Here is a 14,353-nt window from a genome sequence, read left to right on the forward strand (position 1 = left end):
CGAGGAGGGGGAGGAGAAAAAAGCATGCCTTTCTTACCCCCCCCCTCAACAACCCCCCCCCCCCCCCCCCTCCCACCCCCCCCCCCCCCCCCCCCCCCCCTCCTCTTTTCCCCCCCCCCCCCCCCCCCCCCCCCCCCCCCCCCCCGCCCCCCCCCCCCCCCCCCCCCCCCCCGGTTCCGGGAACCCGCTACCAGCCGAAGCCGGCGGCGTACGTGACGTTCGCCAGCACCTGCTGACCGGTGGCGTTCGGGTGGAAGTAGTCCCAGCCGGAGAGCTGGTCCAACGCGAACGGGTAGTTGAACACCGCGTTGTTGTCGAACATGCAGTTGCCGCCGTACGCGGCACAGGCGGCGGCGAGCTGGGTGTTGTAGTCGACGACGCGCTGCCGTACCCGGTTGCGCCGGTCCACGTCGGCCTGCGCGTTCGAGGTCGGGTTCGCCAGCATCGACTGGCAGATGCCGAACAGCGACCACGCCGTACGGGCACTGCCGCTGCCTCGGCCCACCGACCAGAGCCGCTGGATGTCCGGCACGCTGATCACGTACACCCGGGCGCCGGGCAGGCCGGAGCGGAGCCGGTTCAGCCCGGCGTCGATGTTCGCCCGGAACGTGCCGACCGGCGTCATGCTCGACTCCGAGCCGGTGCAGGCGTCGTTGGCGCCGATCAGCACGGTGACGTACCCGACGCCACGGGAGACCGCGCTGTTGGCCTGACCGAGCAGGTCCGCCGAGTCGGCCCCGGTCTGCGAGTCGTTGTAGTTGCGCCCGTTGATGGCCGGGTTGACGGCCCGGATGCGCAGGTAGTGGGCGTTCACCGCCGAGTTGTCGCCGGTGCTGAACGAGCGCGAGGTGCAGTCGACGTACCAGCCGCAGGCGTTGAAACCACGGGTGATCGAGTCACCGAGGCTGGACATCGAACCGGGCGGGGGACCGGGGTCGGCGGCGGCGGGGACGGCGCCGACGACGACCGAGCCGATCAGTACGGTGAGCGCGGTGAGCAGGGGCAGGGTGCGCCGGGAGAGGGACATGGGGGCCTCCGGATCACGGTTGCCTGGTGGTGGTGGCTACGGGTGTCGCGATCATATAGACCGATATCGCTGCACACAATGTGTCGACGGCCCCCGCGACGGACCGTCCGGGTGGTGATTCGGCAGCTCAGTCCACCCGACTGGGCTCGGCCGCCGCGCCGTCGCCGGCCGGCAGTCGGGCCGGGGCGAGCCGGGCACTGATCGCCACCACCATCGGCCAGATCGACTCGGCCCCGGCGGCGAACCGCTCGGTCAGCCCGATCCACGGCCCCCGGCTGAACATCTCCACCCCGAACCAGGCGCAGAGCCCGATCGGAACCAGGCTGGCCAGGATCGCCGCCGGTCGGCGTACCGCCCAGGGGCGGCGGGTGCCCGCCGCCGCGGGATCGGCCCAGGTCGGCCAGAACCGGTCGCGCAGCGCCACCGCGGACGCCACCGGCCAGAGGGCGAGCGCGACGAAGGCGGTCCCGGCGACGAAGGCGTGCTCGGTCGAGCCGCCGTTCTCCGGCTGCGGGAAGAGGGCGACCATGCCGGTGGCGATCCCGCCGAGGGCGAGCAGGCTCCGGCCCAGTATCCCGGCCACCACCAGCCCGATCGCGGTGACGACGTAACAGGCCCCGGCGGCGGCCAGGCCGAGCAGCATGATCCAGGGGTCGGTCGCACCGGGCCCGGCGAGCACGCTGATGGTGTCGTGGACCGGGTCGTAGTGATCGGGTTGGCGAGCCGCCCCGGCGGTCCAGCCACCGATCAGGAAGAACGGGGCACCGATGGCGGAGAGTAGGGCCCACCACGGCACCGGTCGCATTCGGTCACCGTACTGCGGAGGATCGGTGCAGGTCCGGCGATTGCGGACGGTCGTTGAGCCCTAGTGGGCAGCACTGTCAGTGACGTGCGCCCAACTCCAGTGCCGCGACTCCGGCGATCACCAGGGCCAGCCCGCCGACCTGGATCCAGGTCAGGCTGTCACCGAGGAAGGCGGCGCCGATCACCGCGACCAGGGCCACCCCGATCGCCGACCAGACCCCGTACGCGACCCCGACCGGCATGCCCCGTTTCAACACCTCGGCGAGGAGCACGAACGCGATGAGGTAACCGATCACGACGATCACCGACGGCACCAGCTTCGAGAACCCCTCGGAGATCCGCAACGCGATGGTCGCCGTCACCTCGCTGAGGATCGCGCAACCCAACAAGATCCACACCATGCGCGTCCTCCCGGTCTCCGCTTCGAACGCGAACCCTATGTGCCCGCACGTAGCCGCCGGTGGGAAGCCCCCGGATCAGCGCCCGACCGGCACCGGCCGGTCACGCAGCCCGGGACGAACCTGTTCGTGCAGCGCACGACGCACCGTGGCGAGGTCGGTGCCGGTGGCGCTGACCATCACCCCCGGTCCGCCGGCCAACGGCAGCCGGGCCGCGTACGCCCCGATCGGCGCCGCCTCCGGCACCCCGGTCGCCGCCCACTCCGGCTCGACCCGCAGCAGGGTTCCGACGACCCACGCACCGCCGAGCACCGCCGACCCCGCCCAACCCGCCGCGCCCGGCCCCACCGCCAGTGCGTTGCGCAGCAGCGTACGGCCGGCGTACCGCACCGAGGTGTCGACCCGTACGTCACCGACCGGCTCGCCGTGCCGCCCGCAGACCAGTTCCTCGCGCCAGACCAGGGCCGCGCCGTCCGCCAGCTCGACCGTCGAACGGGACAGGTGGTCGCAGCGGGCCGCCCCGATCAGCGGCTCGGGCAGCCAGCGCAACCGCCCACCCGCGCCGACCCGTGCCACCACCTCCAGCCGGGACTGCCCACCGGCCGCCCCCGGCAGCGCCAGCGACGCCGCCACCGTCCGTACGCAGAGCAGCGCCCCGGCCCCGACCTCGATCTCGATCCGCAGCCGGTCCCCGCCCAGCGGCCCGGCGGCGCCCCCGACCAGGTGCACCTGCACCTCGCCGGGTTCGCCGTCGGGCACGGTGCGGCGCGGCAGCAGCGGAGCCTCCCCACGCAGCTCGGTGAGCCGGGTGCCGCGCGAGCCGTCCGCCACCGCCACGATCCGGGCGACCGCCCGCATCAGTACCGGGCCGGTGCCGGTACGCCCCGGGTACGCGTCGATTCGGCGACCAGGGACCGTACCCAGTCCGCGACCGGCGTCGCCGCCCGGTCCTGCACCAGGGAGAGGAAGACCGTCGGCAGGTCACCCCGGCGCGCCGCCGCGTCCCGGGCCATCACCGACAGGTCCGCCCCGACCAGCGGCGCCAGATCCGTCTTGTTGATCACGAGCAGGTCGGCGCCGGTGACCCCCGGCCCGCCCTTGCGTGGCACCTTGTCGCCGCCGGCCACGTCGACCACGAAGATCTGCTGATCGATCAGCCCCTTGCTGAACGTCGCCGTCAGGTTGTCCCCGCCGCTCTCCACCAGCACCAGGTCCAGCGGCCCGAGCGTCGTCTCCAACTCCTCGACCGCGTCGAGGTTGGCGGAGATGTCGTCCCGGATCGCGGTGTGCGGGCAGCAGCCGGTCTCCACCGCCCGGATCCGCTCGGCCGGCAGCACCCCGTGCCGGAGCAGGAAGTCGGCGTCCTCGGTGGTGTAGATGTCGTTGGTCACCACCGCCAGCCGCAACTCCGCCGACAACGTCCGGCACAACGCCGCGACCAGGGCGGTCTTGCCGGAACCGACCGGCCCGCCGATCCCGATCCGCAGCGCCCGGCCACCACCGGCCGGGGCACCGGCCAGCGGCGGATGCGGATCCACCCCCGGATCGGGATGGGTGTGCGGCGGCTCGTCCGGGTCGTGTTCGTGCCCGTGCGGTGCCCCGACCGGGTGAGAGGTATCAGGACGCAAAGAGACGCACCTCCTGGTTCGCGTGCAGTTCGGCGCCGATCTCCAACAGGACACCGGAGTCGGCGGGCAGGTCGTCGACCGGGTCACCGACCCGACCGGCCGCGTCGGCGGCGAGCCGGTCACACTCGCCGGCCAGACCGGCGAGCAGGGCGTGGACCGCGTACGGGTCAAGCCCGAGCAGCCGTACGGCGGCACTGGCCGGGCCACTGACCGACCCGTACGCGCTGGCCACCGCCGCCTCGGTCGGGCCCAGCCCGGCGGCGGCCGCCACCAGCCCGAGCGCCACCGGTTGGTGCAGACCGGCCGGGGGTGCCCCGACCGGCAGCGCCACCGGGCCGAAGATCGCCCGTCCGGCGCGTACCAGTGCCCTGCCCTGGGCGCGGGACACGCGCCGCAGCGCGGGTGAGGGCGTACGCGCGTCCAGGCCGTCGTCCAGGTCGGCGGCCGGCACCCGGCCGGCGCAGGCGCTGGCGGCGAACGCCGCGCCGACCCGGCCCGTGGTGGCGAGCCGGCCGCGCAGGAACTCGGCCAGCCCGGCCAGGTCCCGCAACCGGCCCGTGGCGACCGCCGACTCCAGCCCGCCGGAGTGGGCGTGCGAACCGGCGGGCAGCCGCCCGTCGGCGAGCACCAGCAACGTGGCCAGCGACGACATGTCGTGCCTAGAAGAGGAAGTAGCGCTGGGCCATGGGCAGTTCCGTCACCGGATCCGGCTCGATCACGTCACCGTCGATCCGGACGGTGAAGGTGTCCGGCTCGACCTCGATCCGGGGCAGCGCGTCGTTGCCCGGCATGTCCGCCTTGCCGCGCGACCGGACGTCGGCCACCGGAGCCAGCCGTCGACCCAACCCGATCCGCTCACCGAGGTTGTCCTCGATCGCGGCCGGCGCGACGAAGGCCAGGCTGGTGGTGGCCGGGACGGTGCCGTACGCGCCGAACATCGGGCGGGGCAGGACCGGCTGCGGGGTCGGGATCGAGGCGTTGGCGTCGCCCATCTGCGCCCACGCGATCATGCCGCCCTTGATGACCAGGTGGGGGCGTACGCCGAAGAACACCGGATCCCAGAGCACCAGGTCGGCGAGCTTGCCCGTCTCGACCGAGCCGACCTCGGAATCGATGCCGTGGGCGATCGCGGGGCAGATCGTGTACTTGGCAACGTACCGCCGGGCCCGCTGGTTGTCCGCGGCCCCGTCACCGGGCAGCGAGCCGCGCCTGGCCTTCATCACGTGCGCGGTCTGCCAGGTACGCAGGATGACCTCGCCGGCCCGGCCCATCGCCTGCGCGTCCGACCCGATCATCGAGATCGCCCCGAGGTCGTGCAGGACGTCCTCGGCCGCCATCGTGCTCGGCCGGATCCGGCTCTCCGCGAACGCGAGATCCTCCGGCACGGTCGGGTTCAGGTGGTGGCAGACCATCAGCATGTCGAGGTGCTCGTCGAGGGTGTTGCGCGTGTACGGCCGGGTCGGATTTGTCGACGACGGAAGCACGTTCGGCTCCGAGGCGACGGTGATGATGTCCGGCGCGTGCCCGCCACCCGCCCCCTCGGTGTGGTACGCGTGGATCGACCGGCCGCCGATCGCGCGCAGTGTGTCGGCGACGAACCCGGCCTCGTTCAGGGTGTCGGTGTGGATCGCCACCTGCACCCCGGAGGCGTCGGCGACCCGCAGGCAGGCGTCGATCGCGGCCGGCGTGGTGCCCCAGTCCTCGTGCAGCTTGAAACCGCCCGCGCCACCGCGCAACTGCTCCCACATCGACTCTTCGCGAACGGTGTTGCCCTTGCCGAGCAGCAGCACGTTCACCGGCCACGGGTCGATCGAGGCCAGCATCCGGGCCAGGTACCAGGCGTTCGGCGTGACCGTGGTCGCCTTGGTCCCCTCGGCCGGCCCGGTGCCACCACCCATGATCGTGGTGATTCCGCTGGCCAGCGCCGTCTCCAGGATCTGCGGACAGATCAGGTGTACGTGACTGTCGATGCCACCGGCGGTCAGGATTTTTCCGTTGCCGGCGATGATCTCGGTGCCCGGCCCGATCACCAGATCCGGGTGCACACCGTCCATCGTGTCCGGATTACCGGCCTTGCCGAGCGCCACGATCCGCCCGTCCCGGATCCCGACGTCCGCCTTCACGATGCCCCAGTGATCGAGCACCACCGCACCCGTGATGACCGTGTCCGGCGCACCCTCGGCCCGGGTCGCCATCGACTGCCCCATGGACTCCCGGATCACCTTGCCCCCACCGAACACGGCCTCGTCACCGTACCCGCAGCGATCCTCCTCGATCTCGATCAGCAGATTCGTGTCCGCCAACCGAATCCGGTCCCCGGCGGTGGGCCCGTAGAGCGCGGCGTACCGCCGCCGATCCAACCTGCTCATTGCGCGCCCCCGCCACTCGCCCCGCCACTCGCCCCGTTGATCATGAAGTTGGCGCGGGTTTCCGGCTCGGATTCTGCGCTAACTTCATGATCAACGCGCTGGTCGAGGGGGCCGGCGGAGGTGGCGCGGAGGCCGGGGACGATTCGGTTACCGGCCAGGGGGATGAGGTCTACCGGGCGGGTGATGCCGGGTTCGAAGCGAATGGCGGTGCCGGCGGGTACGGCGAGACGGTGGCCCCAGGCGGTGGATCGGTCGAACTCAAGAGCTGGATTCGCCTCGGCGAAGTGGTAGTGCGAGCCCACCTGCACCGGTCGGTCACCGGTGTTGGTGACCGACAGGGTCAGTACGGGTCGCCCGGCGTTGATCTCTATGTCGCCCGCACCAGGAATCACCTCGCCCGGGATCATGTGGTCCACCTTCCCCATGGGGCCGCTTCGGGTCCCTGGCCTACGAGATCGGGTCGTGTACGGTCACCAGCTTCGTACCGTCCGGAAACGTCGCCTCCACCTGCACCTCGGGCAACATCTCGGGCACACCGTCGAGAACGTCCTCGCGGCCGAGCACCCGCCGGCCGGCGTCCATCAGGTCGGAAACGCTGCGACCGTCGCGCGCCCCCTCCAGCAGGAACGCGGTGATCACCGCCGTCGCCTCCGGGTGGTTCAGACGTAGCCCGCGCTCGCGCCGACGCCAGGCGACGTCGGCGGCGACGTGGATGAGCAACCGGTCCTGCTCGTGTCGGGTGAGGAACAACGCAGTACCTCCGGACAGGGGAGCGAACAATGTGGATCGTGCCAGTCGCAGGTTGCGCAGGTGTTACGCCGTACGGGCGCTGCTCACGGGCCTCGCGACCCGGTGGGCGCCGACAGCTTCGTCAATGTACGCAGCGTTGCCACGTCAGAGGGCAATTAGCCATGTCAATGCGGGAGAGGACACGGGGGATGGGACAGCTGTCGGTTGTGGAACCTGGGCGGCCCATACTGGGGGGCTGGCGACGGGCGGTGACCCGGACGGCCAGCCTGATCGTACTGCTGGTGGTTGGATCACTGCTGACCGGATGCGGGACGCCGGCTTGCGTGTCGTCGGGTCCGGACTCAGGCGATCCGGTCGATGATGATGTCGCGGCCCAGTCCCTCAAGCTGATCGAGGTACGCGGGTCGGCCTGCCATCGTCATCACCAGGGCCAGTGTCGGACCGGCGATCTCCGGACCCGCACCGGTGGTGAACGGACCGTCCGTCGCTCGCATCCGTAGCCCGGACGCGAGGGACTTGCTGGGGACGGTGAAGTTGCGTCGGGCGTAGAACTCCGCCACCGCCGTCAGCGCTTCGACGTCCGGCTCTGTGCTGATTCCCAGCGGGTGTCGGATGTCCTGGCTGTGTACCAGCACCTCGCCCAGGTAGGCGGCGATGTCCCCGGTGGGGGCCGTGGTGGCGTCGATGATGGCCTCGAAGCCGCTGAGGGTTTCGGCGGGCGTGGCGCCCAGATGCTCACGCAGACGACGCTCGTTGTGGACCGCCGGGCGGAACCCGGCGCTCACGATGCTCCGGATCCACCGCCACCGGCCTGCGGTGGCGGCGGCGGTGAGGTGGGCGACGACGTGCTCCACGTCCCAGCCGGTGCACAACGTCGGTCGACGCCATTGGTCCTGGCTGAGCACGGACAGATCATCGGCCAGGCTTCGACGTGCGGCATGGGTGAGACCCCAGAGTCGGGCGTCGGTTCCGCGTGTCATGGTGTGGGACCTTCCGGTGGTGGGTGCGACTACCCTTGGCCGAACTACTGCTGAACCAGTACATATCGGGCCGCCCCGCTCGATCCCCGAACCCGGAAACCGCGCAGTAAAGTCTGGACACCTTAAGCCGTCGCCGCCCGGGTCTACTTTTGCGGACCGCTGGTCAGACCCTGATCACCCGCACGGTTGACCCGGACGCGACAGCGGGAACTGCCCGCCGCCCGCGCGGTGGGACGGCGGGCACCGCCGGACGTCAACGTCAGGTCAGGCGTGGTTGCGAATCCGCTGTTCGCCGGCCTCCACCGGAAACGGGAGGATGTTCTGCCGGGGCGGAAGCGGGCAGATGAACGCGTCCGAGAAGGCGCACGGCGGCAACTCCACCCGGTTGAAGTCCAGCGTCACCGGCCCCGGACCGGTCGGCAGCGGTACGAACAGGAACCGCGAAGCCGCGTACGACTGCTTGCCGCTGGTGGCGTCCCGGAAGGTCAGGTGCGCCTCGCCCACGTGACCGGTGTCGAGCCCCACCATCTCCACCTCGTGACCGTCCACGGCGAACGAGAACGTCCCGATCACCCGGTAGTCGACCTCACGGCCGGAGTTGGTGTGCACGATGTGCTCGGTGGTGTTCAGCTCCGCCGGGCGGAACTCGGCCGTCACCACCCATGCCGGATCAGGGGCGAACGCGTCGATCCCGGCGAAGCTCCGTACCCCCTCGGAGTTCGGGTCGTAGGTCCGTACCGCGGTGTCGTTGCCCCGGCGGATGATGACCAGCGCGACGTCGCCCACGGCGAGCCACTGGCCGTCGCGCAGCACCGCCTCGGTGACCGGTTCGCCGTCGACCGTCAGCCCGGACGCGTCGCTGACCCGGACGACACCGTTCTCGACCGACCAGCGGCCCGGCACACCCTCGATCACCGTCTCGTCGGAGATCCAGTGGGTGCCGGTCAGGGTCAGGTCACCGCCGGGGGAGGAGACCTTGGTTTCCCGCTGGTCGTGCCAGCGTCGCCACTCGTCGGCGAAGTTGTCGCTGGTCACATCGGTGTCGACGCTCATGCCGTCTCCTCGTTTCGGTCATCTGACAACGTGCCCAGGTCGGCGGGGAGCTGCGGGATCGCGGCCAGCAGCGCGCGGGTGTAGTCCTGGGTCGGTCGTTCGAGCACGGTCGCGGTCGGGCCCGACTCGACCACCCGGCCGTGCCGCATCACCAGCACCTGCTGGCAGAGCTGGCTGACGATCGCCAGGTCGTGCGAGACCAGCACCAGGGTCAGGCCGAGCGTGTCGACCAACCCTCGCAGCAGGTCGAGGATCTGGAGACGTACGGAGACGTCGAGGGCGCTGACCGGCTCGTCGGCGAGCAGCAGCCGGGGCGACGGGGCGAGCGCTCGGGCGATGGCGATGCGCTGCCGTTGGCCGCCGGAGAACTCGTGCGGGTAACGCTGGCCGTCGTCGGGGTGCAGGCCGACGGCGGTCAGCACCTCGGCCACCCGGTCGGCGCGTTCCGCCCGGCCGGTTCCGATTCTCAGCGACCGTAGCGGCTCGGCGACGATCGCGCCGACCGACATCCGGGGGTTCAGCGACGAACGCGGGTCCTGGAAGACCACCTGCACCTGACGCCGGAACTCCCGCCGGGGCACCTTCCCCAACGGCTGCCCGCCGAAGAGAACCGATCCCGACGTCGGCCGGTCGACGCCGAGCAGGAGCCGGAGCAGGGTGCTCTTGCCCGCACCGGATTCACCGACGATGCCGAGGCTGACGCCACTGTCGATGGTGACGTCGACAGAATCGAGGGCGGGCCGGGGACGGCCGGCGTACTGGCGGGCCAACGCGTGACCGGCGAGCAGTTCGGTGCTCATTGCTGCACCGTCCCCACCGCCAGGCGGGTGACCCGGGCCGCGCTGGTGACCAACTGCCGGGCGTACGCCGAGCGGGGGCGGCGCAGCACGTCGTCGGTGGCGCCGGACTCCTCCACCCGACCGTCGCGCATCACGATCAGCCGTTGCGCCAGACCAGCCACCACCGGCAGGTCGTGGCTGATGAAGAGCAGCGCCACCGAGGTCTCCTCGATCAGTTCGTCGAGCAGGGCGAGGATCTGCGCCTGCACGGTCACGTCCAGCGCGGTGGTCGGCTCGTCGGCGATCAGCACCCTCGGCCGGCAGGCCAGTGCCATCGCCAGTGCGACCCGTTGCCGTTGACCGCCGGAGATCTCGTGCGGCAGGGCCCGGACCAGGCGCTCCGGATCCGGCAGCCCCACCCGGTGCACCCACTCGACCGCCCGCGCCTGCGCGTCGGTGCGGTTCAGCCCCTGGTGCAGGCGCAGCGGGCCGGCGATCTGTCGGCCGACCGGCATCAGCGGGTCGAGCGCGGTCAGCGGTTCCTGGAAGACCATGCTGACGGTGTTTCCGCGTACGCGTCGCCAGTCGCGGTCCGGTGCACCGATCAGGTCGCGGCCGTCGACGGTGATCCGGCCGCCGACCCGCATGCCTTCCGGTAGCAGGCCGAGCAGGGCGAGTGCGGTCAGCGACTTGCCGGACCCGGACTCGCCGATCAGGCCGACCCGGTCGCGGGCGTCCAACTCGACGCTCAGGTCCCGGACCAGGGTGCGGTCGTCGAGGGTGACGGTCAGCCGCTCGGCGGCGAGGATGCTCATCGGGTCACCACCGAACGCCGCTGACGGCGTAGTTGCGGGTCGAGGGTTTCGCGCAGGCCGTCGCCGAGCAGGTTGACGCCGATCACCGCGATCGCGACGGTGATGCCGGGCAGCAGCACGTTCCATGGTGCGACGCTCACCGTCGGCTGCGCCTCCTGGAGCATCCGACCCCAGGACGGGGCCGGCGGCGGGGTGCCGAGACCGAGGTACGACAGCGACGCCTCGGCGATCACCGCGATGCCGAACGCCAGGGTGGCCTGGACCAGCAGGGTGTGCCAGATGTTCGGCAGCACGTGCCGGACCAGGATCATGATCGGCCCGGTGCCGGAGGTCCGGGCGGCGAGCACGTAGTCCTGGGTGAAGATCCGGCTGGCCGAGATCCGGGTCAGCCGGGCCACCTCGGCGGACACACCCACCCCGATCGCGATGATCGCCACCAGGGTCGACGCGCCGTAGACGGTGACCAGCAGCATGGCGAGCAGCAGGGTCGGGAAGGCGATCAGGATGTCGACCACGCCGATGACGGCGTCGTCGGCGATCCGGCCACCGGCGGCGGCGAGCAGGCCGAGCGGCAGGCCGAGGGCGAACGCCACCGCGACGGCGGCCGTACCGACCCAGACGGCGGTTCGGGCGCCGAGCATGAGCTGGGTGAACTGGTCCCGGCCGAGCCGGTCGGTGCCGGCCCAGTGGTCCGCCGACGGGCCGGCGAGCCGGCCGCCGGGGGTGGCCTGGTCCAGCGCGTACGGCGTCCAGAAGAGGCTGACCAGGGCCAGCGCCAGGATCAGGCCGAGCAGCACCGCCCCGGCGACCAGCGACGGCGACCAGCCCCGGCGCGCGCGACGACCGGACACGACCGGGGTGTCCGGTGCCACGGTGGTCGGCTCCAGCAACGGTACGGTCACGCCGGTCCTCGCAGTCGGGGGTCGATGAGCCGCTGGATCAGGTCCACGGCGAGACCGAGCAGCAGCACGGTTGCCGTCATCAGGAAGACCGCGCCCTGCACCACCGGCAGGTCCCGGGCCTTCACGCTGGTCAGCAGCAGGGAGCCGAGCCCCGGCAGGGCGAAGACGCTCTCGATCACCACCGTGCCGATCAGCGAACCGGCGAGCAGCACCCCGAGCACGTTCACCACCGGGGCGGCGCCGTTGCGCAGCCCGTGCCGCCACAACGCCCTCGGCAGGCTGTAACCGAGCGAGCGGGCGGTGCGGACGTAGTCCTGGTCGAGCACGTCGAGGGTGGCCGAGCGGACGTACCGGACCAGCAGCGACGCCTGGGCGATGGTGAGGGTGACCACCGGCAGCACCAGCGACTGGACCGCCGCGCCCGGATCCTGCCAGCCGTCGCGCGGGAAACCACCGGGCGGCAGCCACCGCCACTGCACGGCGACCAGCCAGACGACCACGATCCCGACCCAGAAGATCGGCAGCGCGATGCCGAGCTGCGCCAGCCCGGAGACCGCGACCCCGGCGGCGTTGCGGCGGCGCAACGCCGCGAACACCCCCACCGGTACGGCGACCAGGATCGAGGCCACGAAGGCGCTCAGCGCCAGCGGCAGCGTCACCGGCAACCGCCCGACGATCTGTTCCAGCACCGGCGTACGGGTGAACAGGCTGTCGCCGAGGTTGCCGCTGAACAGCCCGCCGAACCAGTCGCCGTACTGGGTGAGCAGGGGGCGGTCGGTGCCGAGCTGGCGGCGGATCGCCTCGATCTGCTCCGGTGGCGAGCCGACCGCGAGCAGGGTCACGGCCGGGTCGCCGGGCAGCACCCGGAGCAGGAAGAAGACCGCCGAGCCGGCCAGGAACAGCGAGCCGACCAGCCAGCCGAGCCGGCGCAGCAGGTAGCCGAGCATCGTCACCGCCGTTCCTGTGAACGCTTCAACGGCCGGGGGCCGGCCGGTGACCCGGGGGAGCGGGTACCGGCCGGCCGGGGCGCGCCGACGGGGGAATCAGCGCTGCTTGCTGATTGGGGCGACATAGAAGCTGTCCGTGGTCAGGTTCTTCTGGTAGCCGCTGACCGCGCTCGACGCGATCTTGATTGCCGGGTCGAGGAAGAGCCAGTTGCTGGCCGCGTCCTCGGAGATCTGCCGGGCGACCTTCTTCAACAGCTCGGTCTGCTCGGCCGGGGTGGCCGCCGTCTCGGACTGCTGCACCCACTGCTGGACCTGCGGGTTCTTGTACTGCCAGTAGAAGTCCGGGTTGCCGTACCAGACCAGGTCACGCTGGTTGACGTGGGTCATGATCGTGGCCTGGAAGTTGTGGTTCTTGTAGACCTTGTCGGTCCAGGTGGCGTCGTCGATCGGGTTCAGCGTGATGGTGATGCCGGCCTGGGCGAGCTGGCTCTTCAGCCCCTGCGCCACGATGTTGATCGAGTCGGACGGCACGTAGTCGACGGTGAACGAGAGCCCGTTCGCGAAGCCGGCCTTGGCCAGCAGCGCCTTGGCGCCCTCGACGTTGTGGTCGTCGATGCTGGTCAGGTCCTCGAACCAGGGGTCGGTCGGCGGGACCATCGAGCCGAGGATCTGGCCGCGCTCGGCCCAGACCGCGGTCAGCAGCGCCTTGCGGTCGGTCGCCTGGCGGATCGCCTTGCGTACGTCCACGTTGGTGAACGGGGCCACCGAGTCGTTGAAGTTGAACAGTTCCTTGGTGGTCGAGGTGCCCTCGACGATGGTGAACTCGGGCCGGTTCTCGAACTGGGAGAGCACGTCCGGGCTGGTCACCTGGGTCACCAGGTCGAGCTGGCCGGCGAGCAGGGCGTTGTTCTCGGCGGTGGTGTCCTTGAAGAAGCGGTACACGACCTCCTTGTTCTTCGCCTTGTCGCCCCAGTACCTGTCGTTGCGGACCAGGTTGATCGAGTCGCCCTGCTTCCACGTGCCGACCGTGTACGGCCCGGTCCCGACCACGGTCGTCTCCGGGTTGCCAGCACCGGCCTTGGTCACCGCGGCGCCGGTCGAGGCCAGGTAGAACAGGAACGACTGCGACCGCTGACTGAGCGCGACCGTCACCGTGTTGTCGTCCGGCGCCTCGATCGTCTTCATGATCGACAGGTCCTTCTTGCGGGCGCTGGTCGACTCGTCCGAGGTCACCCGCTTGAGCTGGGCCACCACGTCGGCGGCCTTCAGCGGGGTGCCGTCGGAGAAGGTCACCCCGGACTGGAGGTGGAACGTGTACGTGGTGCCGTCCGGCGAGATGTCCCACGACTTCGCCAGCAGCGGGTCGACCTTGCCGTCGTCGGTCAGCACGGTCAGGCCCTCGACCACGTTGCGCAGCAGCACCTGGGCGTGCCCGGTGTTGCCGCCCTTGACCGTGTTCAACGTGGTCGGCTCGTTCAGCGAGCCGATCGTGATCGTCGCGTCCGGGTCGGCGCCACCGGCACCGCCGGACGGGCTGTCGGCCGAGTTCGAGCAGGCGCTCAGCAGCAGGGCGCCGATCGCGGCACCCGCCGTCAGCAGGCCGAGTCGGCGGCGGAGGTGGCGGGCGGGGGAGCGTCCCCCGGCAGGGCTGGACATGTGCTGGCTCCAAGGGTGCGGGCCACGACGACGACGGATCGGCATCGGGTGCGAGGGTTGGCGAAGGGGGGCCGTGCGCGCCGGCCGGTGCGCGGCGCTGGGCAGCCGGCGGCCGGGGGAAGTTCGTGTGCTGACGACGGGACGGTCAGCGACAACAACAGCCGCGTACCGGCGCGACGCCGGCCATCGGCCCAGCACACTGGGACGGATACGCGACGCTCATGACAGGCACCATACCCGCGATT

The 14,353-nt window shown here is 71.3% G+C and carries 16 protein-coding genes; all 16 read right to left on the reverse strand.

Features of this window, described 5'->3' with window-relative positions:
• Positions 1-187: 187 nt before the first annotated feature.
• The 16 genes from ACZ6QQ_RS30455 to ACZ6QQ_RS30530 all read right to left on the reverse strand — a co-directional run bounded on the left by ACZ6QQ_RS30455 (position 188) and on the right by ACZ6QQ_RS30530 (position 14,108).
• Positions 188-1,027: a GDSL-type esterase/lipase family protein gene (locus ACZ6QQ_RS30455; protein WP_465880955.1), complete on the reverse strand. Its 840-nt coding sequence runs from the start codon at positions 1,025-1,027 to the stop codon at positions 188-190.
• A gap of 127 nt (positions 1,028-1,154) precedes the next feature.
• Complete coding sequence (locus tag ACZ6QQ_RS30460) at positions 1,155-1,832, reverse strand: DUF998 domain-containing protein (protein ID WP_465880957.1); 678 nt, start codon at positions 1,830-1,832, stop codon at positions 1,155-1,157.
• A gap of 76 nt (positions 1,833-1,908) precedes the next feature.
• Positions 1,909-2,232: a DMT family transporter gene (locus tag ACZ6QQ_RS30465; protein ID WP_465880959.1), complete on the reverse strand. Its 324-nt coding sequence runs from the start codon at positions 2,230-2,232 to the stop codon at positions 1,909-1,911.
• 75 nt (positions 2,233-2,307) lie between these two features.
• Complete coding sequence (locus ACZ6QQ_RS30470) at positions 2,308-3,087, reverse strand: urease accessory protein UreD (RefSeq protein WP_465880960.1); 780 nt, start codon at positions 3,085-3,087, stop codon at positions 2,308-2,310.
• On the reverse strand, positions 3,087-3,857 hold the full coding sequence (gene ureG / locus ACZ6QQ_RS30475; protein ID WP_465880961.1) for an urease accessory protein UreG: 771 nt from the start codon (positions 3,855-3,857) through the stop codon (positions 3,087-3,089). The genes ACZ6QQ_RS30470 and ureG overlap by 1 nt, the downstream gene beginning before the upstream one ends.
• Positions 3,847-4,509: an urease accessory protein UreF gene (locus tag ACZ6QQ_RS30480; protein WP_465880962.1), complete on the reverse strand. Its 663-nt coding sequence runs from the start codon at positions 4,507-4,509 to the stop codon at positions 3,847-3,849. Before ACZ6QQ_RS30480 ends, ureG begins: the two co-directional genes overlap by 11 nt.
• A 7-nt stretch (positions 4,510-4,516) precedes the next feature.
• The gene (locus ACZ6QQ_RS30485; protein WP_465880964.1) at positions 4,517-6,226 is read right to left on the reverse strand and encodes an urease subunit alpha; all 1,710 of its coding nucleotides are present in this window, start codon (positions 6,224-6,226) and stop codon (positions 4,517-4,519) included.
• On the reverse strand, positions 6,223-6,633 hold the full coding sequence (locus tag ACZ6QQ_RS30490; RefSeq protein ID WP_465880966.1) for an urease subunit beta: 411 nt from the start codon (positions 6,631-6,633) through the stop codon (positions 6,223-6,225). Before ACZ6QQ_RS30490 ends, ACZ6QQ_RS30485 begins: the two co-directional genes overlap by 4 nt.
• A 40-nt stretch (positions 6,634-6,673) precedes the next feature.
• Positions 6,674-6,976 carry an urease subunit gamma gene (locus ACZ6QQ_RS30495; RefSeq protein WP_329109300.1) on the reverse strand — a complete coding sequence of 101 codons (303 nt, stop codon included), beginning with the start codon at positions 6,974-6,976 and terminating at the stop codon, positions 6,674-6,676.
• Positions 6,977-7,317: 341 nt separating this feature from the next.
• Positions 7,318-7,956 (reverse strand): maleylpyruvate isomerase family mycothiol-dependent enzyme, encoded by a 639-nt coding sequence (locus ACZ6QQ_RS30500; RefSeq protein WP_465880969.1) that lies wholly within the window; start codon positions 7,954-7,956, stop codon positions 7,318-7,320.
• A 264-nt stretch (positions 7,957-8,220) separates the two neighbouring features.
• Positions 8,221-9,009 (reverse strand): DUF1684 domain-containing protein, encoded by a 789-nt coding sequence (locus tag ACZ6QQ_RS30505; protein ID WP_465880971.1) that lies wholly within the window; start codon positions 9,007-9,009, stop codon positions 8,221-8,223.
• Positions 9,006-9,809: an ABC transporter ATP-binding protein gene (locus ACZ6QQ_RS30510; RefSeq protein ID WP_465880973.1), complete on the reverse strand. Its 804-nt coding sequence runs from the start codon at positions 9,807-9,809 to the stop codon at positions 9,006-9,008. The genes ACZ6QQ_RS30505 and ACZ6QQ_RS30510 overlap by 4 nt, the downstream gene beginning before the upstream one ends.
• On the reverse strand, positions 9,806-10,603 hold the full coding sequence (locus ACZ6QQ_RS30515) for an ATP-binding cassette domain-containing protein (protein WP_465880975.1): 798 nt from the start codon (positions 10,601-10,603) through the stop codon (positions 9,806-9,808). Before ACZ6QQ_RS30515 ends, ACZ6QQ_RS30510 begins: the two co-directional genes overlap by 4 nt.
• Complete coding sequence (locus tag ACZ6QQ_RS30520) at positions 10,600-11,505, reverse strand: ABC transporter permease (RefSeq protein ID WP_465880976.1); 906 nt, start codon at positions 11,503-11,505, stop codon at positions 10,600-10,602. Before ACZ6QQ_RS30520 ends, ACZ6QQ_RS30515 begins: the two co-directional genes overlap by 4 nt.
• Positions 11,502-12,452: an ABC transporter permease gene (locus ACZ6QQ_RS30525; RefSeq protein WP_465881122.1), complete on the reverse strand. Its 951-nt coding sequence runs from the start codon at positions 12,450-12,452 to the stop codon at positions 11,502-11,504. Before ACZ6QQ_RS30525 ends, ACZ6QQ_RS30520 begins: the two co-directional genes overlap by 4 nt.
• 96 nt (positions 12,453-12,548) lie before the next feature.
• Complete coding sequence (locus tag ACZ6QQ_RS30530; RefSeq protein WP_465880978.1) at positions 12,549-14,108, reverse strand: ABC transporter substrate-binding protein; 1,560 nt, start codon at positions 14,106-14,108, stop codon at positions 12,549-12,551.
• Between the last annotated feature and the right edge of the window lie 245 nt (positions 14,109-14,353).

The organism is Micromonospora sp. NPDC049529, assembly GCF_055586685.1.

What these genes read in the sequence shown, in the direction of transcription:
- ACZ6QQ_RS30455 (WP_465880955.1), bottom strand. Translation starts at nt 1,027, where the DNA reads ATGTCCCTCTCCCGGCGCACCCTGCCCCTGCTCACCGCGCTCACCGTA.
- ACZ6QQ_RS30460 (WP_465880957.1), bottom strand. Translation starts at nt 1,832, where the DNA reads ATGCGACCGGTGCCGTGGTGGGCCCTACTCTCCGCCATCGGTGCCCCG.
- ACZ6QQ_RS30465 (WP_465880959.1), bottom strand. Translation starts at nt 2,232, where the DNA reads ATGGTGTGGATCTTGTTGGGTTGCGCGATCCTCAGCGAGGTGACGGCG.
- ACZ6QQ_RS30470 (WP_465880960.1), bottom strand. Translation starts at nt 3,087, where the DNA reads ATGCGGGCGGTCGCCCGGATCGTGGCGGTGGCGGACGGCTCGCGCGGC.
- ACZ6QQ_RS30480 (WP_465880962.1), bottom strand. Translation starts at nt 4,509, where the DNA reads ATGTCGTCGCTGGCCACGTTGCTGGTGCTCGCCGACGGGCGGCTGCCC.
- ACZ6QQ_RS30485 (WP_465880964.1), bottom strand. Translation starts at nt 6,226, where the DNA reads ATGAGCAGGTTGGATCGGCGGCGGTACGCCGCGCTCTACGGGCCCACC.
- ACZ6QQ_RS30490 (WP_465880966.1), bottom strand. Translation starts at nt 6,633, where the DNA reads ATGATCCCGGGCGAGGTGATTCCTGGTGCGGGCGACATAGAGATCAAC.
- ACZ6QQ_RS30500 (WP_465880969.1), bottom strand. Translation starts at nt 7,956, where the DNA reads ATGACACGCGGAACCGACGCCCGACTCTGGGGTCTCACCCATGCCGCA.
- ACZ6QQ_RS30505 (WP_465880971.1), bottom strand. Translation starts at nt 9,009, where the DNA reads ATGAGCGTCGACACCGATGTGACCAGCGACAACTTCGCCGACGAGTGG.
- ACZ6QQ_RS30510 (WP_465880973.1), bottom strand. Translation starts at nt 9,809, where the DNA reads ATGAGCACCGAACTGCTCGCCGGTCACGCGTTGGCCCGCCAGTACGCC.
- ACZ6QQ_RS30515 (WP_465880975.1), bottom strand. Translation starts at nt 10,603, where the DNA reads ATGAGCATCCTCGCCGCCGAGCGGCTGACCGTCACCCTCGACGACCGC.
- ACZ6QQ_RS30525 (WP_465881122.1), bottom strand. Translation starts at nt 12,452, where the DNA reads ATGCTCGGCTACCTGCTGCGCCGGCTCGGCTGGCTGGTCGGCTCGCTG.
- ACZ6QQ_RS30530 (WP_465880978.1), bottom strand. Translation starts at nt 14,108, where the DNA reads ATGTCCAGCCCTGCCGGGGGACGCTCCCCCGCCCGCCACCTCCGCCGC.